This window comes from Streptomyces sp. NPDC005761 (genome assembly GCF_040630635.1).
GTDB lineage: Bacteria > Actinomycetota > Actinomycetes > Streptomycetales > Streptomycetaceae > Streptomyces.
This window is the reverse complement of record NZ_JBEXXX010000004.1, coordinates 223993-245761: the sequence shown is the minus strand read 5'-3', so window position 1 is coordinate 245761 and position 21769 is coordinate 223993. Positions and strand designations below refer to the sequence as shown.

The following is a 21769-nucleotide window of genomic DNA, read 5'->3' as shown; positions in this document are numbered from 1 at the left end:
GTCTCCCACCCTACTTGCGGGCAGTGACAGCACGGCGTGCTCATGGATGGTGCCGCGCTCCGGGACACGGGGGTGGGACACGTGTCCCGGAGCACGGAGTCATCCCGTGCGGACGGCCCCGCCTGTCACCGCGTCCCGCGTCGGCGGTCGCGGGCCCGCAGGGCGGTGACACCGCAGAGGGCGAGTACGGCGACGGCGCCCGCAGCCGCTGCCCCGGAGGCCGCGGTCAGGGCTGCGTCCGCGGTGGTGGCCCCGGCAGTGCCCGCCGCGATCGCGGGTCCGGGCCGGTCCGTGCCGGACCCCGTGGCGGAGGGCCCGTAGCCGCCAGCACGGCCCGCGCGGGCGTAGCCGGAACCGGGGAGCTTGTCCGCGTACGCGGCGCGTACCCGGGTGCGGTAGGCGGCCAGGGTGGTGCCGTCCGCGCCGACGGCACGGACGGCGTCCTCGTCCAACGGGAGCACCCGGCCGCCCTTCTGGACGTACCAGGCGTCGATCTGCGGTTCCCGGAACACGATGCCGCCCGGCAGCTTGCGGGCACCGCCGACCGCGTACCGGCTCTCGTCGTCGCCGGTGGCGATGTTCACCACGTGCCAGCTCCCGTCCTTCCCGGGCTCCGGAAGCGTCCAGAGGGATGCCTTCTGTCCGTCGGAGGAGACCGCCGTGCTGGCGAGGTAGTGCAGCACGGCGACGGGCGCCCCCGGCTCTCCCGCGACGAAGTCCTCGGACAGGGTGCGAACAGGCACGGCCGCGCCCTCGATCCGGGGTGCTGCCGCCGTCTCGGTGACGGCGCCCTCACGGGCGAAGAAGCGCGACAGCGTGTTCAGGGTCGTGGCGTCGGTGGCCGCCACGTGGGCCGCCGCCAGAGCCGCGGGAGTGGCCGAGGGGCCGGTGGTGGCGACCGCCTGCGGGGCGACGGTGAGCAGGGCGGCGCCGGCCAGCACACCGCTCGCGGCCAGGGCCGCTGCGAACGGACGCACGCCGCGTGCGGGACGGGTCGCGGAACTGGTGGAGGTCATGCCCTCACGCCCCTATCCGGTAGAGCGAGTGGGTCCAGGAGAACTCGTTGTTGTTCACGTACCAGGCGTGCGAGGCCCAGTTGTAGCGGTTGCCGGAGGGCCAGGGGTCGCCCCAGTAGACCCAGCTGTTCGCGTCGTCGTACCCGTACAGGACATGCATGTGCCCACCGCCCGAGGACCACTGGATGCGGGTCTCCACCGGACGCCCGGCGGCGATCTCGGCCTGCACGGTCGGATAGCGCAGCCAGCCGGTGACGTACGAGCCGGGGTTGATGCCGGCCCAGTCCAGACCGTCCTGGACGTTGCCGAGCGAGGCCTGCGAGTTGGGGCACTCGTATCCCTGGGCGCGGCCGAACGCGGCGTTGCAGAACTGGTTCTGGCTGTAGTTCCGGCCGAACCAGGTGGCGATGGTGTTGCCGGCGGCGGCCCAGCACCAGTTCGACTTCTGCTGCGCCTGCATGCTGATGTTCAGCCGCTGGGCGGCGGCTAGCGTGCTGGTCGCCGCGGAAGGGGCGGGCTGCCGGCCGGCGGCAAAGACGGTGGCGTGGTGCTGTTCGGCGGCGGCGGTCGCCGTGGGTGCGGCGAGCAGCAGGGCGGCGAGTACGGCTGTCACCGACAGCCGTACCGGCCTGACTCTTCGGTTGCGCATGGCGTTCCTCCCGGGCGGGGGGTGGGGGATCCAAGGGGCGCGTCCGGACGCTGCCGAGGAGCATCAACCGTTGTCGGGAGCGGGTCAACACGCTTCAATGCGGGGGAACATCGCGGTGTGAACGCCGGTGACGGGAGCGTGAACACTCCCCCCTGGCCACCTGCGGCCCCACATCCGTCGGCGCGGCCCGCCCGTCGCCCGTCGTGAACGTTCACCAGGAGGACCCATGCAGCACACCGAGGCCGAACTGGCGCAGGTGCTGCACACCGGCCCGTTCCACCTGGCGCTGCGCACCGCACTCTCGGTGCGCGGACTGCCGCTCCAGCGGGTGCAGCACCATCTGGCGCACCGCGGTGTCAAGGTCGGTGTGACCAGTCTCAGTTACTGGCAGCAGGGTGCCCGCCGCCCCCAGCGCCCGGAGTCCCTGCGGGCCGTGAAGGCGCTGGAGGAGGTGTTGGAGCTGCCGGGGAACTCCCTGCTCGGGCTGCTCGGGGCCGGGGAGTCCCGCGCGGACACCGAGCGCCCGCCGACCCGCTCGTACCGCTCCCTGGTGGACGCCTCCGGCGCGGTGGAGCGGCTGCTCGCGGCCATGGAGTCACCTGCGGACGGCGGGCTGCACACGGTGGGGCACCAGGAGCGGGTACGGATCGGGCCCGGCCGTCGGATGCAGTACCGGAGCTCGCAGCACGTCGTGCGCGCCCACCGTGACGGCGTCGACCGCTATCTCGCCGTGTACCGCGGTGACGCGGGCTGTGATCCGGCACGGGTCGGGGTGAGCGCCCGGGAGAACTGCCGGACGGGTCGGATCCGCTGGGACGCGGAGGCGGGGGTGCTGGTCGCGGAGCTGCTCTTCGACACCCGGTTGCGGGCGGGTGAGACGTACCTCTTCGGATACGGCTTCGAGGACGGCACGGGAGGGCCGTGCGGAGAGTACGTACGCGGCTTCAGCTTCGGCGGCGGGCAGTACGTGCTGCAGGTCCGGTTCGACGAGGCGGCGCTACCGGTACGGTGCCGGCGGTTCGCCCAGGCCTCGGCGGGGGCGCCTCGAGGGGCCCGTAGCGAGCTCACGCTCACCGGCCGGCACCGGACCGTTCATCTGGTGGAGCAGGGGGTGCGGCCCGGTCTGGTCGGCATCGACTGGGACTGGGAGTGAGACGGGCGCTCCGGGTCTGCCCGCCTCCGGGGCCGGGTCAGGCGTCCGGACCCGCGATCAGCTTTCCGCCTTCGACCTTGACCGGGACGGAGGGCAGCGGCACGGTCGCGGGACCGTGGAGGGCCTTGCCGGTCGTGGTGTCGAAGAGGCTGCCGTGGCACGGGCAGTGCCCCTCGTTCTTCTCGACCTTGTCCAGCAGGCAGCCCGCGTGGGTGCACTGGGCGCTGAACGCCTTGAACTGGCCCTTGGCCGGGCAGCTGACGATGACGCGCTGCTCGCGGTAGAGCTTGGACTCACCGACCGGGATCTCGTCGGGGGCGCCGAGCTCGACGGGCGCGGTGGGGGTCGGCGTCTGGGCGTGCCCGAGCTTCGAGTCGGTCGAGCAGGCGGCCACTCCCAGCCCGGCGACGCCCGCGAGAGCGGCGCCCTTAAGCACGGTGCGGCGGGCGGTGGGCTGGCCGGACATGCGGTCTCCACGGGTCAGAGGGCTAGTGGGTGCCAGGGCTGCCCGACTTGCCTGAGGCGGCAGGACAGCGGTGACGTAACCGACGATACCGGCGGAGACGGGCGCCTCCGCGCGCGGGCCGGTCGCACGCGTTCGTGCCTGGTCAGGCCGGTCCAGGAGGCGGCGGCACGGGGCGCGACGCGGTGGGGCGGGACAAGGTGGGGCGGGGCTCGACGCATCGGGGCGGGACGCATCGGGGCCGGGCGTGACGCGGTGGGGCGGGGCGCGACGCATCGGGGCCGGGCGCGACGCGTCGGGGCGGGACGCATCGGGGCGGGACGCGACGAGGTGGGGCGGGACGCGACGAGGTGGCGGCCCCCCGGGAGGGACCGCCACCTCGCACCGCGTGATCCCGGTGTCAGGCCTTGCGCGCGCGGGCCGCCTTCTTGGCCGCGGGCTTCTTCGCCGCTGCCGTCCCAGCGGCCTTCGCCGTGGCCTTTTTGGCCGTGGTGGCCTTCGCGGTCGCTGTGCTCCGCGCGGTCGTGGACTTCGCGGCGACCGCCTTCTTCGCGGCGGTCTTCCGCGCCGGCTTGCGGGCCGCGGGCACGGCCGCCTCGCTCACCCGGTCCGCGTCCAGGATGCCCTGGAGGAACTTCCCGGTGTGGCTGGCGGGGACCCCGGCCACGTACTCGGGGGTGCCTTCGGCGATGACCAGGCCACCGCCGTTGCCCCCCTCGGGTCCCATGTCGATGACCCAGTCGGCGGTCTTGATGACATCGAGGTTGTGTTCGATGACGATCACCGAGTTGCCCTTGTCGACGAGGCCGGAGAGCACCTTGATCAGCTTCGAGATGTCCTCGAAGTGCAGACCGGTGGTGGGCTCGTCCAGGACGTAGACCGTGCGTCCGGTGGAGCGCTTCTGGAGCTCGCTGGCCAGCTTCACCCGCTGCGCCTCACCGCCGGAGAGCGTCGGCGCGGACTGGCCGAGCCTGACGTATCCCAGACCGACCTCGTTGAGCGTCCGCAGGTGACGCGCGATGGTCGGGACGGCCTCGAAGAACTCCAGGCCCTCCTCGATCGGCATGTCCAGCACCTCGGCGATGGACTTGCCCTTGTAGTGGACCTCCAGGGTCTCCCGGTTGTAGCGCGCTCCGTGGCAGACCTCGCACGGGACGTACACGTCCGGCAGGAAGTTCATCTCGATCTTGATCGTGCCGTCGCCGGAGCAGTTCTCGCAGCGGCCGCCCTTCACGTTGAAGGAGAACCGGCCCGGCAGATAACCGCGGACCTTGGCCTCCATCGTCTCCGCGAACAGCCTGCGGACGTGGTCGAAGACGCCCGTGTACGTCGCCGGGTTGGACCGGGGCGTACGGCCGATGGGCGACTGGTCGACATGGACCACCTTGTCGACGAGGTCGTCCCCGTCGACCCGGGTGTGCCGGCCGGGCACGGACTTGGCGCCGTTCAGCTCACGGGCCAGGTGCGTGTAGAGGATGTCGTTGACCAGCGTCGACTTCCCGGATCCGGAGACGCCGGTCACGGCGGTCAGCACACCGAGCGGGAAGGAGACGTCGATGTCCTGGAGGTTGTTCTCCCGGGCGCCGTGGACCGTCAGCAGGCGCGAGGGGTCGACGGGACGCCGGATCTCGGGCATCGCGATCGACCTCTTGCCGGTCAGATACTGACCGGTGATCGACTTGTCGTTGGCCAGCAGTTCCTTGAGCGATCCGGAGTGGACCACCTTGCCGCCGTGCTCGCCTGCGCCGGGGCCGATGTCGACGACCCAGTCGGCGACCTTGATGGTGTCCTCGTCGTGCTCGACGACGATGAGCGTGTTGCCCATGTCGCGGAGCCGGACCAGGGTCTCGATCAGCCGGTGGTTGTCGCGCTGGTGCAGCCCGATGGAGGGCTCGTCCAGCACGTACAGCACGCCGACCAGGCCGGAGCCGATCTGGGTGGCGAGCCGGATGCGCTGTGCCTCGCCGCCGGACAGCGTGCCCGCCGCGCGGTTGAGCGAGAGGTAGTCCAGGCCGACGTCGACCAGGAACTTCAGCCGCTCGTTGACCTCCTTGAGCACCCGCTCCGCGATCTTCTTGTCGCGGGCGTTCAGCTTCATCCGGCCGAGGAACTCGGCGCACTCGCTGATCGACATCGCGGCGACCTGGGCGATGGACTTCTCCATCACCGTGACCGCGAGGACGATCGGCTTGAGCCGGGTGCCCTCACAGGTCGGGCAGTGCACCTCGCGCATGTAGCCCTCGAAGCGCTCCCTGCTGGAGTCGCTCTCGGCCTCGGAGTGCCGCCGCTTGACGAACTGCACGGCGCCTTCGAAGGAGGGCGTGGTGTAGGCGCGCTCGCGCCCGTACCGGTTGCGGTAGCGGACCTCGGTCTGGATCTTGTGACCGAAGAGCAGGGCCTTCTTCGCGCGCTGCGGCAGCCCGGCCCAGGGGATGTCCGTACGGAATCCGAGGGCTTCGGCCAGGGCGTTGATCTGACGGCCGAAGTACTCCTTGGTGTGGCCGTGCGACCAGGGGTGGATCGCGCCCTCGTCGAGGGACTTCTCCTCGTCCGGGACGATCAGCTCCGGGTCGACCTCCATGCGCGTACCGATACCGGTGCAGTCGGGGCAGGCGCCGAAGGGGCTGTTGAAGGAGAAGGAGCGCGGCTCCAGCTCCTCGAAGGAGAGGTCGTCGTAGGGACAGTAGAGGTGCTCGGAGTACATCCGCTCGCGCTCGGGGTCGTCCTCGGAGAGGTCGACGAAGTCGAGCACGACCATGCCGCCGGAGAGACCCAGCGCCGTCTCGACCGAGTCGGTCAGCCGGCGCTTGGCGCTGTCCTTCACCGTGAGGCGGTCGATGACCACCTCGATGGTGTGCTTCTCCTGCTTCTTGAGCGTGGGCGGCTCGGAGAGCTGAATGGTCGCGCCGTCGACCCTGGCCCTGCTGTACCCCTTGGTCTGCAGGTCGGCGAAGAGGTCGACGAATTCGCCCTTGCGCTCGCGCACCAGCGGCGAGAGCACCTGGAACCGGCTGCCCTCGGGCAGGGCGAGGACCTTGTCCACGATGGCCTGCGGCGACTGGCGCGAGATCGGGCGGCCGCACTCGGGACAGTGCGGCTTGCCGATCCTGGCGAAGAGCAGCCGGAGGTAGTCGTAGACCTCGGTGATCGTGCCGACCGTCGAGCGCGGGTTGCGCGAGGTCGACTTCTGGTCGATGGAGACGGCGGGCGACAGGCCCTCGATGAAATCGACGTCCGGCTTGTCCATCTGGCCGAGGAACTGCCGGGCGTACGAGGAGAGGGACTCCACGTAGCGCCGCTGGCCCTCGGCGAAGATCGTGTCGAACGCGAGGGACGACTTGCCCGACCCGGAGAGCCCGGTGAAGACGATGAGGGAGTCGCGGGGGAGGTCGAGCGAGACGTTCTTGAGGTTGTGCTCGCGAGCGCCACGGACGATGAGACGGTCGGCCACGCCGGTCCGCACCTTTCTAGAGAGAAGCGGGGGAACTGAGCCCCTGCCCCAGGGTATGGGGGGTGCCACAGCGATGTACGAAGCTTTCGACTCCGAGCGTATAGCACGCGCATTCGATTTACGGACGGCTGATGACTCCTTCACCCGAATGAGTGGCGAGGCTAGGCTCGGCCCCATGACTGATCATGCGCACGACCTGGCCGCACTGCGGGAAGCGACCGACCGGCTGCTCAGCGCCACCGCGAAACTGGACGACGCGGCACTCGCCGAACCGTCGCGCCTCCCGGGCTGGAGCCGGGGTCATGTCGTCGCGCACCTCTCACGTAACGCCGACGCGCTCGTAAATGTTCTCCGGGGCCGGCCCATGTACGCAGACAGCGAAACCCGCGACCGCGACATCGAGCGCGACGCGCCGCGCCCGCAGGCGGAACAGCTGGCCGACCTGGCCACGAGCGCTGCCGCCTTCATGGACGCCGCCGCGGCCCCTGCCGACCGGTCGCGGGTCGTCACGCTGCGCAACGGCGTGACGGACTCGGCCTCCCGGATCCCCTTCCGCCGCCGCGCCGAGGTCGAGCTGCACCACGTCGACCTGGGGGTGGGCTACGAGCTGGAGGACCTGCCGGACGAGTTCACCGCACGGGAGATCGATTTCCTGGCCGAGCGCTTCGGTCAGCACCCTGCGGTCGTCTCGACGGACCTGGCCGACGGCACGGGGCGGACCTGGACGACGGGCGGCGGCGCGGAAGGCGGGCCCGTCGCGGTCCGCGGCACCGCGTCCGACCTGCTCGGCTGGCTCAGCGGGCGGCGCGACGGGTCCGCCCTGACCGTCGAAGGCGGGGCCCTTCCCGCGCTGCCCCCGCTATAGGCTGAGAGGCATGACGTACAGCGGAACGGTCAAGGTCGGCGGACGCGCGGACGTACACGAGTTGACGGATCTGATGATCTCCAAGGTCGCCGTCGGCCCGATGAACAACAACGCCTATCTGCTGCGTTGCCGAGCGACCGGGGAGCAGCTCCTGATCGACGCGGCGAACGAGGCCGGGACCCTGCTGCGGCTGATCGGTGACGACTCGATCTCCTCGGTCGTCACCACGCACCGGCACGGCGACCACTGGCAGGCGCTGGGCGAGGTGGTCGCGGCCACCGGCGCGCGCACGTACGCCGGGCGGTTCGACGCCGAGGGGATCCCGGTCCCGACGGATGTGCTGGTCGCGGACGGCGACACGGTCCGGGTCGGACAGGTCGCGCTGACCGCCCGCCATCTGACCGGCCACACCCCGGGCTCGATCGCGCTCGTCTACGACGACCCGCACGGCGCTCCGCACCTGTTCACCGGGGACTGCCTCTTCCCGGGCGGGGTCGGCAACACGTTCAAGGACCCCGAGGCCTTCGTGAGCCTGCTGCACGACGTGCAGACCAAGCTCTTCGACGCGCTGCCCGACGAGACCTGGGTCTACCCGGGGCACGGACACGACACCACCCTGGGCGACGAGCGGCCGCACCTGCCCGAGTGGCGCGAACGGGGCTGGTGATGACGGCGGGGGGTGCGGGCTCGCGATCCGCGTGCCCGCACCCCCCGCCTCCGCTCAGGCGTCTACGCCGGCGCCCTTGTCCGCGGGGCCCTCGGCTTTCCCCGCCTCCGCGGCGGCGTCCGCATCGGCCTGCTTCTTGTTGGCGATCAGGCTCGTGATCGTGGTGATCACCAGCACCCCGCAGATGACGCCGAGCGAGACCGGGATGGAGATCTCGGGGACGTGCACCCCGGACTCGTGCAGCGCGTGCAGCACCAGCTTGACGCCGATGAAGCCGAGGATGACCGACAGCCCGTAGCTGAGGTGGACCAGCTTCTTGAGCAGGCCGCCGATCAGGAAGTACAGCTGCCGCAGCCCCATCAGCGCGAAGGCGTTGGCGGTGAACACGATGTACGGGTCCTGGGTCAGGCCGAAGATCGCCGGGATGGAGTCCAGTGCGAACAGCACATCGGTGGTGCCGATGGCGAGCATGACGACCATCAGGGGGGTCAGGACGCGCTTGCCGTTGACGCGGATGAAGAGCTTGGTGCCGTGGTACCGGTCGGCGACGCCGAAGCGGCGCTCGATGGTCTTCAGGAGGCGGTTCTCCTCGAACTCGTCCTCCTCCTCGTCGGCCCGTGCCTCCTGGATGAGCTTCCAGGCGGTGTAGATCAGGAACGCGCCGAAGATGTAGAAGACCCACGAGAAGTTGGCGATGACCGCGGCACCGGCGGCGATGAAGATCGCCCTGAGAACCAGCGCGATCATCACGCCGACGAGCAGCACCCGCTGCTGGAGGTGGGAGGGCACCGAGAACTTCGCCATGATCAGCACGAAGACGAAGAGATTGTCGACGCTCAGCGACTTCTCGGTGATGTAGCCGGCGAAGAACTCGCCCGAGGCCTGGGTCTCACCGAAGGCGAGCAGCCCGAGCCCGAAGAGTACGGCCAGCACGATCCAGACGATCGTCCAGATTCCGGCTTCCTTGGTCGACACGTCATGGGGCTTGCGCCCGATGAAGAAGTCGACGGCGATGAGGGCGCACAGACCAAGAATGGTCAGCGCCCAGAGGGTCCATGAAACGTCCACTGCGCCTCCGGCAGTTCGCTACGGCTACTGATCAGCGTCGTCGCTGCCGGAGGTCTCTTCCACCCGGGCGCACGGGATGCGCGCCTGGGCCGGCGCCCCGGGACCGGTCACAGTCCGTACTGACGGGCACGCCGCGATCGGGAGTACTCCCCTCCGCCCAAAGAACAGTACAGGGAACACCAAGGAAAGGTAAAGAGGAGGGTAAAGAGACCCCAAAAGGCCAGGTCGTGGCGGGTACGGCCGTTCGGCCGGGTGGGTGGCTCAGCGATGTCCGGTGCGACGCGCGGCGGCCACCCGCTCCAGCACCTGCTCCAGGACGCGGCTGCCCGACGGGGTCCTGGGCGGCTCGTACGTCCAGGCGTGACCGACCCAGGGGTCGGCCAGATGGTCGTCGGCAACCGGGGTGACACGGAGCAGGGACCGCCACAGCGGATCGAGCACCGGACCGTACGCCGAGGCGTCCTCCCGGTCGGCGACCATCATGAGATGCACGCCGACGGAGGGACCCTCGTCGGCGAGATAGCGCAGTTGGGTGACGGCGCGGTCGTCGAAGCCGTGCGGGAAGTCGTTGACGATAAGCAGCTGCTCGGCCGGGTCCAGGTCGGGCGGCAGTGAGTCGGCGGCTCCGGCCCTGATCGCCATCTGCACGAGGTCCACCCGCCGGGTCAGCTGGGCGAGGACCGAGGTCACTCCCCCGGGCCCGGAGGCGGGCGGGCTCGCGAGCACCCCGGCACCGACCAGCGGGGCCAGGGCCGCGGCACCGGAGCCTGCCGGGTCGATGACGTGGACCGAGAACTCGTTCGGCGGGTAGACGGCGAGCATCCGTGCCGCATGCAGGACGGCGCTCTCCATGGCCAGCCGGCGCAGCTGGTCCGAATCGGTCAGGGCAGCGGCCTCGGACGCCGTACGCCCGCTGTCGATCCACATGCCACGCTCCAGCGGCAGCCGTACCAGCAGTGGGATGCTCAGCCCGGTGCTCTCCGGCAGATGGAGGTCCCCGATGCGCAGCGCCATGGGGATCTCCATCGGGACGCGGTAGGCGTGCCAGACGGGGTTGTCCCAGCCCGCGTAGGCGGCGGGGAGCGCGGGCTCCACCACGGCGGCCTCGGCGGCGAGCTGGGCGAGGTCGCGGTCCAGGGCCTCGCGGGCCCTGCCGGTCAGCTCGTCGCGCTTGGCCCGGGCCTCCTCCCGGGCCCGGTCACCCGCGCCGCCGATCCGGCTGCGCGGATCGGACAGGGTCCGCTCCAGCTCCTGGTCCATCCGGGATTCGGCGAAGTCGACGGCACTGCGGTACGCGGCGGTCGCCCGGGCCAGGTCCTCGAACATGCCCCAGACCTGGTTGTAGAGGCGCTCATCCATGGACCAGCCGGTCGCGTCCCCGGCCACGGGGGTCGCGGGGCGGCCGGGCTCGGCCGGGGGCGCCGCGGGCGGAGGCGGCGGGGGCGCGGTCGCCTCGCGGCGAGGGTGCGCATAGTTGATGGGGCCCCCCGCGGAGGGCGGGGCGGGCGCGACCGGGGTGATGGCGGGGGACGGCGAGGAGGGCTCGTCCAGGGGCTCGGGCTGCGGGGCCGCCTGGGGCGAAACGGGGCCTCCCGCGTGTCTGACCCGGCCGCCCTCCGGGGTGCGGGGCGGGGGCGGGGCCACCGATCGGGCCAGCCCGCGGGCGACCGCTGCCTGGATCGACCTGGCCAGCTCGGGCGCCTCGGCGACCCCCAGGTCGGCGAGCATCGCGGCGAGACCGCCGGCGTAGCCCTGGCCGACCGCGCGGACCTTCCAGGCCCCCTGCCTGCGATAGAGCTCCAGGGCGGCGACCGCGGACTCGGTGTCCAGACCGGTCAGGGTGAAGGTGGCGATCTCCGCGCCGTCGAGTCCGGTGACGGCGACGAAGGGCGAGGCGACGGCCCCGAACCGGTTCGGTCCGCCCGCTTCCAGCGGCAGTGCCAACAGCACCGTGACCCGGTGCACCTCCACGGGCAGCGCGGCGAGGTCGACCGCGAGCCGGTGCTCGGCCGCGGCCTGCCGGGACACCTCCAGCCCCGGCAGCTGCGGTGATCCGGGGTGCGCTATCCACTCGATGCCGTGCACCCTGCCGTGCTCGTCCCCGAGCGTGGCACCGGCCACGACGGGCGCGCCGGCCGAAACCCGGATCTCCAGACGGGTCTGGGGCAATGTGTGGTTCTGCCCCCGGACCAGCTCGGCCGTCATTGCCCTGTCCCCTCGACGAGTTGCTGCTGTTGCGCGATGCGGTGTCGTGCCCCGTGCGGCGCCGGGCCGTACCGGTGCCGCGATGCGGTGCAGCTCCCGGCGGCCGATGCCGCCGGGAGCTGCGCGTCATGATGCGGACCCGTGGGCCCGGTACTGCCTACAGGTGCGGCAGGATCGCCGGCATGAGGTCCTGGAAGGTGCGGCCGTTGGCCGGGGTGCCGATGGCGGTCATCTGCCAGCCGCTCCCCGCACGGCTCACCTTGGCCATGATCTGGGCGGTGTACTGCCCGCCGCCGTCCAGCGTGTAGCGGGCAAGCTCCTGGCCGTTGGTCTCGTCCACGATCCGGCAGAAGGCGTTCTGCACCTCCTGGAACGTCTGACCGGTGAAGGAGTTCACCGTGAAGACGATCTGGTCGATGTGGACCGGCACCCGCTGGAGGTCGACCAGGATCGCCTCGTCGTCGCCGCCCGAGCCGGCGCCGCCGACCAGGTTGTCCCCGGTGTGCTTGACCGAGCCGTCGTCACTGACGAGGTGCCGGAAGAACACGACGTCGACCGGCTGCTTGTCGGCGAACAGGACCGCCGAGGCATCGAGGTCGATCTCCCGGGTGCGCGAGCCGAACAGGCCGCGGCGCGGAGCCGCCTGCCAGCCGAGCCCCATCCGTACCGCGGTCAGGGTCCCCCCGTCGCTCTTCTGCAGGCTGATGGCCTGACCCTTGGTCATATTGACCGTCACGCGCTGTCCCCTCTCCGCTGTCCCCGCAACCGTCCTTGCGCGGTTTTCCAGCACCCTACGCATTCACACCACGGGCACAGCCCTCGCGGGCCGTTTTGTGTCGGTCTTGCAACACACCAGGTGCGGCGTGGTCAGGCCAGGCCCGCCTCACGCATCTGGCGCAACTCCTTCTTCAACTCCCCCACCTCGTCACGCAGTCGTGCGGCCACCTCGAACTGCAGGTCGGCGGCGGCCGCACGCATCCGGTCGGTCATCTCCTCGATGATCCCGGCGAGTTCGGTGGCCGGGCGGTCGGTGACCGCCGCCTCGCCCCCTCCGGCCTTCCCCTTGGCCGCACCGGCCTTGATGCCCAGCGTGGGCACGGGCGCCTTGGTCCCCTTGGTCTGGCGGTATCCGGTGCCGAGCAGCTGCTCGGTGTCGATCTCCTCGCGGGCGATCGTCGCGACGATGTCGTTGATCTTCTTACGCAGCGGCTGCGGGTCGAGTCCGCGCTCGGTGTTGTACGCGATCTGCTTCTCGCGTCGGCGGTTGGTCTCGTCGATGGCCTGCGCCATCGCCGGTGTGACCTTGTCCGCGTACATATGGACCTGCCCCGACACGTTACGGGCCGCGCGCCCGACGGTCTGGATCAGTGAGGTCGCCGAGCGCAGGAAGCCCTGCTTGTCGGCGTCGAGGATGGCCACGAGCGACACCTCGGGCAGGTCGAGTCCCTCACGCAGGAGGTTGATCCCGACCAGGACGTCGTACTCGCCGGAGCGCAGTTCCCGCAGCAGTTCGATACGGCGCAGGGTGTCGACGTCACTGTGCAGGTAGCGGACCTGGATGCCCAGCTCCAGGAAGTAGTCGGTGAGGTCCTCCGACATCTTCTTGGTGAGGGTGGTGACCAGCACCCGCTCGTCCTTCTCGGTGCGCTTGCGGATCTCGTGCACCAGGTCGTCGATCTGCCCCTCGGTGGGCTTGACGACGATCTCCGGGTCGACGAGACCGGTGGGCCGGATGATCTGCTCCACGAAGCCGTCGCCCCGGGAGAGTTCGTACTTGCCGGGGGTGGCGGAGAGGTAGACCGTCTGGTTGATCCGTCCCAGGAACTCCTCCCACTTCAGCGGGCGGTTGTCCAGGGCCGAGGGCAGACGGAATCCGTGGTCGACGAGGGTCCGCTTGCGGGAGGCGTCGCCCTCGTACATCGCGCCGATCTGCGGGACGGTGACGTGCGACTCGTCGAGAACGAGGAGGAAGTCCTCGGGGAAGTAGTCGAGGAGGGTGTGGGGGGCGGTGCCGGGGTCGCGGTCGTCGAAGTGCATCGAGTAGTTCTCGACGCCGGAGCAGGTGCCGATCTGGCGGAGCATCTCGATGTCGTACGTCGTACGCATCCGCAGCCGCTGAGCCTCCAGCATCTTGCCCTGCTTCTCCAGCTCGGCGAGGCGCTGCTCCAGCTCCCGCTCGATGCGGCCGACCGCCCTCTCCATGCGCTCGGGGCCCGCGACGTAGTGGCTGGCGGGGAAGACGTGGAGCGATCGGTCCTCGCTGATGATCTCGCCGGTGAGCGGGTGGAGCGTGGAGAGGGCCTCGATCTCGTCACCGAACATCTCGATGCGGACGGCGAGCTCCTCGTAGACCGGGAAGATCTCGATGGTGTCGCCCCGCACCCGGAAGGTGCCCCGGGTGAACGCCAGGTCGTTGCGGGTGTACTGCATCTCGACGAAGCGGCGCAGCAGCTGGTCGCGGTCGAACTCGTCACCCACCTTGAGCTGGACCATGCGGTCCACGTACTCCTGGGGGGTGCCGAGGCCGTAGATGCAGGACACGGAGGCGACCACGACGACGTCGCGCCGGGTGAGCAGCGAATTCGTGGCGGAGTGGCGGAGCCGCTCGACCTCCTCGTTGATCGAGGAGTCCTTCTCGATGTAGGTGTCCGACTGCGGGACGTACGCCTCGGGCTGGTAGTAGTCGTAGTACGAGACGAAGTACTCGACGGCGTTGTTCGGCAGGAGCTCGCGGAACTCGTTGGCCAGCTGGGCGGCGAGTGTCTTGTTCGGCGCCATGACCAGGGTGGGGCGCTGGAGCTTCTCGATCATCCAGGCGGTGGTCGCCGATTTACCGGTGCCGGTCGCGCCGAGGAGCACGACATCCTTCTCACCTGCCCTGACGCGCCGCTCCAGCTCCGCGATGGCCGCGGGCTGGTCGCCACTGGGCTGGTAGGGACTGACGACCTCGAAAGGCGCCACCGAACGTTCGATCTTCGAAACGGGCCGCATGCAACCACCGTACGACCCCCCACTGACAACGGGGCCGGGTCAGCGCCCGCGGCGGCCTCCGGTCACCAGTCGTGGGGCTGGGCGGAGTCCTGGCGCTGCTGCGAGTGGAACGAGGCCGGGTCGGCGTGCGTACCGAACCGCGGCACCTGGCGCTGGGCCGGGACCCCGGGCCTCCGGGCCCCGCGGGTGGTCTCGGGGTCGTCCCAGTCGGGGGTTCCCATGACCACCAGGGGGTCGAACATCACCACGACGGCGGCCAGCAGCAGGAAGCAGGCCGGGCCGATCAGCATCGGGACGAGCAGAGCGGTCGCGCTGTCGCCGGAACCGGAGGCGCCTCCGGTGGGGGCGGAGGGGTGGAGATGGACCCTGAGGGCCGCCATGCCGGTGTAGTGCATGCCACTGACCGCGACACCCATCACGATGCTGGCGCCGAGGCTGGGCAGGAAGCCGTGAATGGAGACCGCGGCCCAGAGTGCGGCGGTCGAGGCCACCACGGCGATGACGACGGAGAGGGACACGGTGATCGTGTCGTACTCGAACTGCCCATCAAGTCGCATACCGGCCATGCCGAGGTAATGCATGGAGGCCACGCCGAGCCCGGTGATCGTTCCTCCCGTCACCAGCGCCATGCGGGTGGCGCCGCGGTACCCGACCAGGAAGATTCCGATACCGACCATGACGATCGCGACGGCGAGACTGGCGAAGGTGATCGGCCTGTCGTAGCCGATCGGCACCTCCTCGACGGTGAAACCCACCATCGCGATGAAGTGCATCGTCCAGATGCCCGAGCCTATGGAGGTCGCGCCCAGAGCCAGCCAGCCGGCCTTGAAGGAGCGCTCGGTGCGCAACGACCGGGCGGTGCAGCGCAGGCCCAGGGCCGCACCGAGACAGGCCATGAGGAAAGCGGCCACGGGAGTGACCGCCCCGTAGCCGAAACCGTCGATTGTGCCCTGCATGCTCGTACGCCCTTCGCAGAAGCCCGGGTGCGGATGACCCTAAGGCGCAAGGCCCGGCAGACAAACAGAAGAGCTGCATTTTATCGACTGGGGCAGCGGCCCGTGACCCGGTCCCCGGCGTGCGTTCACGTCGTGGCCATCCTTCACCTGCTCCCCGTTCGGGGGCGGCTGGGACCCTCGGGCCGTCCGCAACTCTGACGCAAGGAGTCCACGTGTACGCGAGCACCGCAACCGCCTCCGTCGCCGTCGCCGCCCTGCTGGGCGTCGGCACGTTGCTGATGTCGGGTACGACCGCCGATGCACCGGGCCGGGACGCCGCGTCGGCCGGCCCCGCGGCGGTGGCCCACACCGTCGCCGCCGGTACCGGGGTACGGACGGCGGGCGACGTGGCCCGGGGCCGCACGGGTGACCCGGTCGTCATCGCCCACCGGGGGGCGTCCGCGTACGCGCCGGAGAACACTCTGGCGGCCGTGGACAGGGCCGACGATCTGGGCATCGACTGGGTGGAGAACGACGTCCAGCTGACCCGGGACGGGGTCCTGGTCGTCATCCACGACACCGGTCTGAAGCGGACCACGGACGCCGAGGAGGTCTTCCCCGGCCGCGCACCGTGGGCGGTCAAGGACTTCACGGCCTCCGAGATCGCCCGGCTGGACGCGGGCAGCTGGTTCGGTCCGCAGTACGCCGGGGCCCGGGTGCCCACCCTCCAGCAGTATCTGCACCGGATCGGGCGCAACGGACAGAACCTGCTCCTGGAGATCAAGAGCCCCGAGACCTATCCCGGAATCGAGCGGGCGACCCTGCGGGTCCTTCGTCAGGAGGGGTGGCTCGACCGCGAGCACGTCCGCGGCCGCCTGGTGATCCAGAGCTTCGGCGCCGACAGCGTGCGCACGGTGCACGAACAGCGCCCGGACGTCATCACGGGCTTCCTCGGCACCCCGGCCGTCGCCGATCTGCCCTCGTACGCGGAGTTCACCGACCAGATCAACCCGGCGTACACCTCGGTCTCGGGCGAGTACGTGGCGGCGGTGCACGCGCTGAAGGGCCCCCACGACAAGCGGCTCCGGGTCAGCACCTGGACGGTCAACGACGCGGAGCACGCGCTCCGGGTGGCCGGCTACGGCGTGGACGGCATCATCACCAACACCCCCGATGTCGTGCGTGAGGCCACCGGCTGACCTCTCGGGCCCACCGGGAGCACAGCCGTACGGCAGCCCACCGTCCGTTGTCAGTGGGCGGCCGTACGGTGGTTCCCATGAACAGCGACGGGGTTGTCGAGTGGGCCGTGATCGACAGTGACATCGGCCCTCTCCTGCTGGCCGCGACCGGCTCCGGCCTGGTGACCGTGGTCTTCCACGCCCGGCCGGAGGTCCGCGACAAGGTGCTGGACCGGCTGCGCACGCGACTGGGCGCCGAACCCGTGGAGTCACCGGGCTCCGCCCGGCTCGCCGAGCCGATACGCCAGCTCGCGGCGTACTTCGCGGGCACGCTGCGGGAATTCTCGCTCGACCTGGACTGGTCCCTGACCAGCGGCTTCAACCGCCAGGTGCTGCGCGAGCTGGCGGCGGGCGTGCCGTACGGCGCGGTCGCCGGGTACGGGGACCTCGCCGACCGGGTGGGTCAGCCCGGAGCGGCTCAGGCGGTCGGCGCCGCGATGGGGTCCAACCCGCTGCCCGTGGTGGTGCCCTGCCACCGGGTCGTGGAGAGCGACGGGGGGCTCGGCGGCTTCGGTGGCGGTCTGGAGACCAAGCGGCAGCTGCTGGCCCTGGAGGGTGTGCTGCCGCAGCCGTTGTTCTGAGCCGGGGACCCTGCGGGGTCCGGACCTGGCGTACCGCCTGGCACACTGCGTCGGTGACGAACACCCTCGACGCCCCCGACACCCCCGGCGAACCGAGTCCCGCCGGAGGCGTCACCGAGGCCGATCTGCCCGGGCTCCGGCGCAGGACGTCCGCCGTGCTCATCGTCAGCCAGATACTCGGCGGCCTCGGCGTGCCCATCGGCATCGCCCTGGCCCCCGTGCTGGCGACACGCGTCAGCGGCTCCGAGGCGCTGTCGGGCCTCGCGCCCACCGCGTCGGTAACCGGCACAGCGCTGCTGTCGCTGCCGCTGGCCGCGCTGATGACCTCGCGCGGCCGTCGCCCCGGCCTCGTCCTGGCGTATCTGATCGGCGCGCTCGGCGCGGGTCTCGTGGTGCTGGCGACCATGGTGGAGAGCTTCCCGCTGCTGCTGCTCGGCATGGCCGGGTTCGGTGCGGGGTCCTCGGCCAATCTGCAGGCCAGGTTCGCCGCCGCCGACCTGGCCGAGCCCGACCGGCGCGGCCGGGCTATCTCGACCGTCATCTGGGCCACCACCATCGGCTCGGTGCTCGGGCCCAACATCGCCGCGCCGGCAGGCCGGGTCTTCCGGGGCACCGCCGTCCCGGAGACAGCCGGCCCGTTCCTCTGGGCGGCCGGCATCTTCCTGCTCGCCGCCGTCGTGGTCGCGGTGCTGCTGCGGCCCGACCCCCTCCTCACCGCACGCGCCCTGGCCCCGCAGGAGAGCCGGTCGGGCGGGGGCCGTTCACTGCGCGCGGGCGTCGCGGCCGTACGGGCGTCGCCCATGGCCCGGCTCGCCCTGGTGACCGTGACCGTCTCGCACACCGCGATGGTCTCGATCATGGTGATGACACCGGTCGACCTCGGTCACCACGGCGCGGATCTCCAGCTGATCGGCCTGGTGATCAGTGGCCACATCGCCGGGATGTACGCGTTCTCGCCGGTGATGGGCTGGTTGTCCGACCGCTTCGGCCGCCTCACCGTCATCGGGCTGGCGGCCGGACTGCTCGCCCTCGCCGCTCTGCTGGCAGGCACCGCGGGCGCCGCCCACGGCAGGACCGCGGCGGGCCTGTTCGTCCTCGGTCTCGGCTGGTCCGCGGGCCTGGTCGCGGGTTCGGCGCTGCTGACCGACTCCGTACCGCAGGAGGCGCGGGCCGCTGTACAGGGCCTGTCGGACCTCACCATGAACGCATCGGCGGGCATCGGCGGCGCGGTCGCCGGCGTGATCGTCTCCCAGGCCGGCTACGGCTGGCTGAACCTGACCGGAGCGTGCCTGCTGCTGCCCATGGCGGCGCTCGCACTGCGCCGGTCCCTCGCCCGCCGCGCCACGGCCTGAGACCGGGGGGCCCGGGGCCGGGCCCCCCAGGGCATTTCGGCACCGCCGCGAATGTGTGCCGGGCGTCACGCGGCAGAGGGGAGTCCGACGACGGACATGGGCCCCGGGCCCAAGGCTGGTCAGAGGCTGATGTGGTACGCCTTGCGCAGCGTCTCGTGCACGGTCCACGTCGTACGGTCGCCCTCGCGCAGCACGCAGGCGTCACCGGGCCCGATCTCCAGCGTGGCGCCGCCCTCGACCGCCACGGTCGCTCGCCCGCTGACCACCACGAACAGCTCGTCGGCCTCGGTGTCCGTGACCACTCCGGGCGTGATCTGCCAGATCCCGCGCAGCTGCTTGCCGTCCGGCGACTCCCACAGCACCTTGCCGCTGACCTCGGGGTCACCCGACACGATCTGCCCGGGCTCGAGGGGTTCCGGTTCGAGCACGGCGTCCGGGATGTGCACGGCGAACGAGGCAGGAGCTTGATCAAATGTGGTCATGGCCGGTCACCTTAGCCACCGCTCTCGGACCTCTCGCCACCAGGACGGGATGAGAGATCGCTGCCGGTGCACCGGTCAACGACTTCCGGCCGCCCGGAGGGGTCCACGTTTGAGCGCATGCCGTCCGCGACAGGGATGTGAACATGTCACAGACTGAGTCGTCCGGCACCACCCCCCGCGTTCCGGTTCTCTCCGCCGAGGTGCGAGACGCCCTCGCCGCGCACCGGCCCGTCGTCGCCCTGGAGTCGACGATCATCGCCCATGGGCTGCCCCGCCCGCGCAATCTTCGCGTCGCCGAGGAGCTGGAGGAGATCGTGCGGTCCGCCGGTGCCGTACCCGCCACGGTCGCCGTGCTGGACGGCAGCGCCCGGGTCGGCCTGGACAAGGTCCAGTTGGAACGGGTCGCCGAGGACCCCGCGATGCGCAAGCTGGGGCATCGGGACCTCGCACCGGCCCTGGCCACGGGGGCGAGCGGTGCGACGACGGTCTCGGCGACCGCGTTCCTCGCCGCACGGGCGGGCCTGCGCGTCTTCGCGACCGGCGGGCTCGGGGGCGTGCACCGGGGCTGGACGGAGACACAGGACGAGTCCGCGGATCTGCGACTGCTGGCGCGGACGGGCATCACCGTGGTCTGCGCGGGAGTGAAGTCGATCCTGGACGTGCCGGCGACGCTGCAGCGACTGGAGACCCTCGGGGTGGGGGTGCTCGGTTACGGCACCGACCGGTTCCCCGGCTTCTATCTGAGCAGTTCGGGCGAGCCGGTCGACTGGACCGCGCGGACGCCCGAAGAGGTGGCGGACGTGATGGGGGCACAGGACATGCTCGGCGGCCCGGAGGCCGCGCTGATCGTGGCCAACCCCGTACCGCAGGACGAGCAGCTGGATCCCGTCCTGCACGACCGGGTGCTGGCCGAGGCGCTGGACGCGTGCCGCGAGCGCGGCATCGCGGGACAGGCGGTCACGCCCTTTCTGCTCGCTCATCTGATGCGGGGCACCAAGGGGGCGTCGCTGGAGGCCAACCTGGCGGCGGTCCGCGGCAATGTGGCGCTCGCGGCACGGATCGCCACGGCCTGGGCCGCCCGGTGACCGGCGGCCTTCTCGTCGTCGGGGACGTGGTCACGGACGTGGTGGCGCGGCACGGTTCGGCGCTGGTCCACGGCACGGACACGACGGCCAGGATCCGGACGCGGGCCGGCGGCGCGGGGGCCAACGTGGCCTGCTGGGCCGTACGTTCAGGAATCCGGGACGTACGGCTGGTGGCCCGCGTCGGCGCCGACTCCGCCGACTGGCACCAGGACCTCCTGCGGCGCGCGGGAGTGCGCGCACTGCTGGCCGTGGACGACGCGGCGCCGACCGGCACGGTCGTCGCACTGGTGGACCCGTCCGCGGAGCGCACCTTCCTCACCGACAGCGGAGCGGTACTCAGGCTCTCCCCCGACGACTGGTCACCTTCGATGCTCGACGGCATCGCCCATCTCCACCTGTCCGGGTACCTCCTCTTCGCGGCGACCAGTCGTGCGACGGCCCTGCTCGCCCTGCGGGAGGCGGGGCGGCGCGGCATTCCGGTGAGCATCGACCCGGCGTCGGCCGGTTTCCTCGCCCACCACGGGGTCGACCGCTTCCTCGCCCTGGCCGAGGGCGCGGATCTCCTGCTGCCCAACGCCGACGAGGCCCGGCTGCTCACCGGGCTCCCCGAACCGGCGGACGCCGCCGCCAAGCTGAGCCTGCTGGTCCGTCAGGTCGTGGTCACCCTGGGCGAGGGCGGCTGTCTGCTGGCCACCGCGGGGGCCGTGACCGCCCGTGTGCCGGCCGGGCAGGTGCCCGCAGCCGTGGACTCCACCGGGGCGGGCGACGCGTTCACCGGGGGCTTTCTCGCGGCCCGGCTGGCGGGCGCCGACGATGCGGCGGCCGCCGCCGCGGGGTGCCGGGCGGGGGCGGAGGCCGTCACGACGGTGGGCGGGCGGCCGCCGCTGCCCGCCGGACAAGGCCGGGCGCGGGACTGACTACCCGCCCTGCCGCAGTCCGGTCCAGGCGGGATGGTGCGGGTCATCGGCCCTGACGACCGCGTCCGCGCTCTCGGCGGGCGCCACCTCGTCCTCGTACCGCGCGAAGGCGGGCAGCGTCCACTGCTCGCCCTCCTCCGTGCGCCGCCGGAGCGCGCCCGGCGACAGCCGCAGGTGCACGCTCAGATCGAAGGGGAACCAGTGTCCCAGCAGCAACGGCCCGTGCAGGACCAGCACTCCGCCCTCCGGCAGGTGCCGGTACGGGCTCCGCGTGGCCCGGTCCGTCGCGGGATCCCACAGGTCGGGCAGCACCCGCCCGCTGCCACTGGGCTCCAGCGGGCCGAACACCTCCCGCCACAGGGCCCCGGTGTCGAACCAGCTGCCGTAGTAGGAGTCGGGGTCCCGCCTGCCGTACTCGTAGCGCAGAGAGGCCGGACGCAGGAACCCGTCGGTCGAGACCGGGAGTACAGCGCGGCCGAGCAGCCGCAGCCCCTGGGCGACGGACTCGGCCAGTTCGCCGGTGCGGGCGGCCGGGGCGCCGTCGACGGCGATCTTGAGCCAGGGCCCGCCGTCGGCCGGCTTCAGCGCATCGGCGTGCGCGGCAAGCCCGTCCGCCAGCCGTTCCCAGGTGATCGCTTCGAATCGCACGTG

At 71.3% G+C, this 21769-nt stretch carries 19 protein-coding genes; 8 read left to right on the top strand and 11 right to left on the bottom strand.

All coding sequences use genetic code 11. The features are described from left to right. Positions 1-125 precede the first annotated feature (125 nt). Together ABZ434_RS06415 and ABZ434_RS06410 are read right to left on the bottom strand one after the other, a co-directional pair. On the bottom strand, positions 126-1016 hold the full coding sequence (locus ABZ434_RS06415; RefSeq protein WP_359132523.1) for a hypothetical protein: 891 nt from the start codon (positions 1014-1016) through the stop codon (positions 126-128). A gap of 4 nt (positions 1017-1020) precedes the next feature. Next, on the bottom strand, positions 1021-1665 hold the full coding sequence (locus ABZ434_RS06410; RefSeq protein WP_359132522.1) for a papain-like cysteine protease family protein: 645 nt from the start codon (positions 1663-1665) through the stop codon (positions 1021-1023). A gap of 226 nt (positions 1666-1891) precedes the next feature. Between ABZ434_RS06410 and ABZ434_RS06405 the strand changes: the two genes are divergently transcribed. After that, a complete protein-coding gene (locus ABZ434_RS06405; protein WP_359132521.1) occupies positions 1892-2818 on the top strand; it encodes a hypothetical protein in 927 nt (308 codons plus the stop codon). 37 nt (positions 2819-2855) lie between these two features. Here ABZ434_RS06405 and ABZ434_RS06400 read toward each other — a convergent pair whose 3' ends face one another. Both ABZ434_RS06400 and uvrA read right to left on the bottom strand, forming a co-directional pair. Next, a complete protein-coding gene (locus tag ABZ434_RS06400) occupies positions 2856-3284 on the bottom strand; it encodes a Rieske (2Fe-2S) protein (protein ID WP_359132519.1) in 429 nt (142 codons plus the stop codon). 397 nt (positions 3285-3681) lie between these two features. After that, positions 3682-6732: an excinuclease ABC subunit UvrA gene (uvrA, locus tag ABZ434_RS06395; protein WP_359132518.1), complete on the bottom strand. Its 3051-nt coding sequence runs from the start codon at positions 6730-6732 to the stop codon at positions 3682-3684. A gap of 175 nt (positions 6733-6907) precedes the next feature. Here uvrA and ABZ434_RS06390 point away from each other — a divergent pair, with 175 nt between their 5' ends. Together ABZ434_RS06390 and ABZ434_RS06385 are read left to right on the top strand one after the other, a co-directional pair. Beyond that, complete coding sequence (locus tag ABZ434_RS06390) at positions 6908-7597, top strand: maleylpyruvate isomerase family mycothiol-dependent enzyme (RefSeq protein WP_359132517.1); 690 nt, start codon at positions 6908-6910, stop codon at positions 7595-7597. Positions 7598-7607: 10 nt separating this feature from the next. Next, the gene (locus ABZ434_RS06385) at positions 7608-8264 is read left to right on the top strand and encodes an MBL fold metallo-hydrolase (RefSeq protein WP_359132515.1); all 657 of its coding nucleotides are present in this window, start codon (positions 7608-7610) and stop codon (positions 8262-8264) included. A 54-nt stretch (positions 8265-8318) separates the two neighbouring features. Here ABZ434_RS06385 and ABZ434_RS06380 read toward each other — a convergent pair whose 3' ends face one another. From ABZ434_RS06380 to ABZ434_RS06360, 5 genes are all read right to left on the bottom strand, one after another. Beyond that, on the bottom strand, positions 8319-9332 hold the full coding sequence (locus ABZ434_RS06380) for a TerC family protein (RefSeq protein ID WP_359132514.1): 1014 nt from the start codon (positions 9330-9332) through the stop codon (positions 8319-8321). 261 nt (positions 9333-9593) lie between these two features. Continuing rightward, on the bottom strand, positions 9594-11537 hold the full coding sequence (locus tag ABZ434_RS06375) for a TerD family protein (protein ID WP_359132513.1): 1944 nt from the start codon (positions 11535-11537) through the stop codon (positions 9594-9596). A gap of 157 nt (positions 11538-11694) precedes the next feature. Continuing rightward, positions 11695-12273, bottom strand: a complete 579-nt coding sequence (locus ABZ434_RS06370) for a TerD family protein (protein ID WP_359132510.1) — start codon at positions 12271-12273, stop codon at positions 11695-11697. A gap of 131 nt (positions 12274-12404) precedes the next feature. After that, complete coding sequence (uvrB, locus tag ABZ434_RS06365; RefSeq protein ID WP_359132509.1) at positions 12405-14528, bottom strand: excinuclease ABC subunit UvrB; 2124 nt, start codon at positions 14526-14528, stop codon at positions 12405-12407. 62 nt (positions 14529-14590) lie between these two features. After that, on the bottom strand, positions 14591-15484 hold the full coding sequence (locus tag ABZ434_RS06360) for an MHYT domain-containing protein (protein WP_359132508.1): 894 nt from the start codon (positions 15482-15484) through the stop codon (positions 14591-14593). A gap of 212 nt (positions 15485-15696) precedes the next feature. Here ABZ434_RS06360 and ABZ434_RS06355 point away from each other — a divergent pair, with 212 nt between their 5' ends. From ABZ434_RS06355 to ABZ434_RS06345, 3 genes are all read left to right on the top strand, one after another. Further along, positions 15697-16662 (top strand): glycerophosphodiester phosphodiesterase family protein, encoded by a 966-nt coding sequence (locus ABZ434_RS06355; protein ID WP_359132507.1) that lies wholly within the window; start codon positions 15697-15699, stop codon positions 16660-16662. Between the two features lie 77 nt (positions 16663-16739). Further along, positions 16740-17282, top strand: a complete 543-nt coding sequence (locus ABZ434_RS06350; RefSeq protein ID WP_359132506.1) for a methylated-DNA--[protein]-cysteine S-methyltransferase — start codon at positions 16740-16742, stop codon at positions 17280-17282. 53 nt (positions 17283-17335) lie between these two features. Further along, on the top strand, positions 17336-18634 hold the full coding sequence (locus ABZ434_RS06345; RefSeq protein WP_359132505.1) for an MFS transporter: 1299 nt from the start codon (positions 17336-17338) through the stop codon (positions 18632-18634). A gap of 119 nt (positions 18635-18753) precedes the next feature. On the opposite strand, the gene ABZ434_RS06340 is transcribed toward ABZ434_RS06345, so the two are convergent. After that, a complete protein-coding gene (locus tag ABZ434_RS06340; RefSeq protein ID WP_359132504.1) occupies positions 18754-19116 on the bottom strand; it encodes a cupin domain-containing protein in 363 nt (120 codons plus the stop codon). Positions 19117-19259: 143 nt separating this feature from the next. On the opposite strand from ABZ434_RS06340, the gene ABZ434_RS06335 reads away from it, so the two are divergent. Further along, positions 19260-20201: a pseudouridine-5'-phosphate glycosidase gene (locus ABZ434_RS06335; protein ID WP_359132502.1), complete on the top strand. Its 942-nt coding sequence runs from the start codon at positions 19260-19262 to the stop codon at positions 20199-20201. Continuing rightward, a complete protein-coding gene (locus tag ABZ434_RS06330; RefSeq protein ID WP_359132500.1) occupies positions 20198-21118 on the top strand; it encodes a PfkB family carbohydrate kinase in 921 nt (306 codons plus the stop codon). The genes ABZ434_RS06335 and ABZ434_RS06330 overlap by 4 nt, the downstream gene beginning before the upstream one ends. Here the strand turns inward: ABZ434_RS06330 and ABZ434_RS06325 are convergent, their stop codons facing one another. Beyond that, a complete protein-coding gene (locus ABZ434_RS06325; RefSeq protein ID WP_359132498.1) occupies positions 21119-21766 on the bottom strand; it encodes a uridine kinase in 648 nt (215 codons plus the stop codon). Positions 21767-21769: the final 3 nt, after the last annotated feature.

Excerpts from the sequence above, each read along its gene's own strand:
- ABZ434_RS06405 (WP_359132521.1), top strand. The coding sequence starts at position 1,892 with ATGCAGCACACCGAGGCCGAACTGGCGCAGGTGCTGCACACCGGCCCG.
- ABZ434_RS06360 (WP_359132508.1), bottom strand. The coding sequence starts at position 15,484 with ATGCAGGGCACAATCGACGGTTTCGGCTACGGGGCGGTCACTCCCGTG.
- ABZ434_RS06400 (WP_359132519.1), bottom strand. The coding sequence starts at position 3,284 with ATGTCCGGCCAGCCCACCGCCCGCCGCACCGTGCTTAAGGGCGCCGCT.
- ABZ434_RS06350 (WP_359132506.1), top strand. The coding sequence starts at position 16,740 with ATGAACAGCGACGGGGTTGTCGAGTGGGCCGTGATCGACAGTGACATC.
- ABZ434_RS06385 (WP_359132515.1), top strand. The coding sequence starts at position 7,608 with ATGACGTACAGCGGAACGGTCAAGGTCGGCGGACGCGCGGACGTACAC.
- ABZ434_RS06335 (WP_359132502.1), top strand. The coding sequence starts at position 19,260 with ATGTCACAGACTGAGTCGTCCGGCACCACCCCCCGCGTTCCGGTTCTC.
- ABZ434_RS06410 (WP_359132522.1), bottom strand. The coding sequence starts at position 1,665 with ATGCGCAACCGAAGAGTCAGGCCGGTACGGCTGTCGGTGACAGCCGTA.
- ABZ434_RS06415 (WP_359132523.1), bottom strand. The coding sequence starts at position 1,016 with ATGACCTCCACCAGTTCCGCGACCCGTCCCGCACGCGGCGTGCGTCCG.
- ABZ434_RS06390 (WP_359132517.1), top strand. The coding sequence starts at position 6,908 with ATGACTGATCATGCGCACGACCTGGCCGCACTGCGGGAAGCGACCGAC.
- ABZ434_RS06340 (WP_359132504.1), bottom strand. The coding sequence starts at position 19,116 with ATGACCACATTTGATCAAGCTCCTGCCTCGTTCGCCGTGCACATCCCG.
- uvrB (WP_359132509.1), bottom strand. The coding sequence starts at position 14,528 with ATGCGGCCCGTTTCGAAGATCGAACGTTCGGTGGCGCCTTTCGAGGTC.
- ABZ434_RS06375 (WP_359132513.1), bottom strand. The coding sequence starts at position 11,537 with ATGACGGCCGAGCTGGTCCGGGGGCAGAACCACACATTGCCCCAGACC.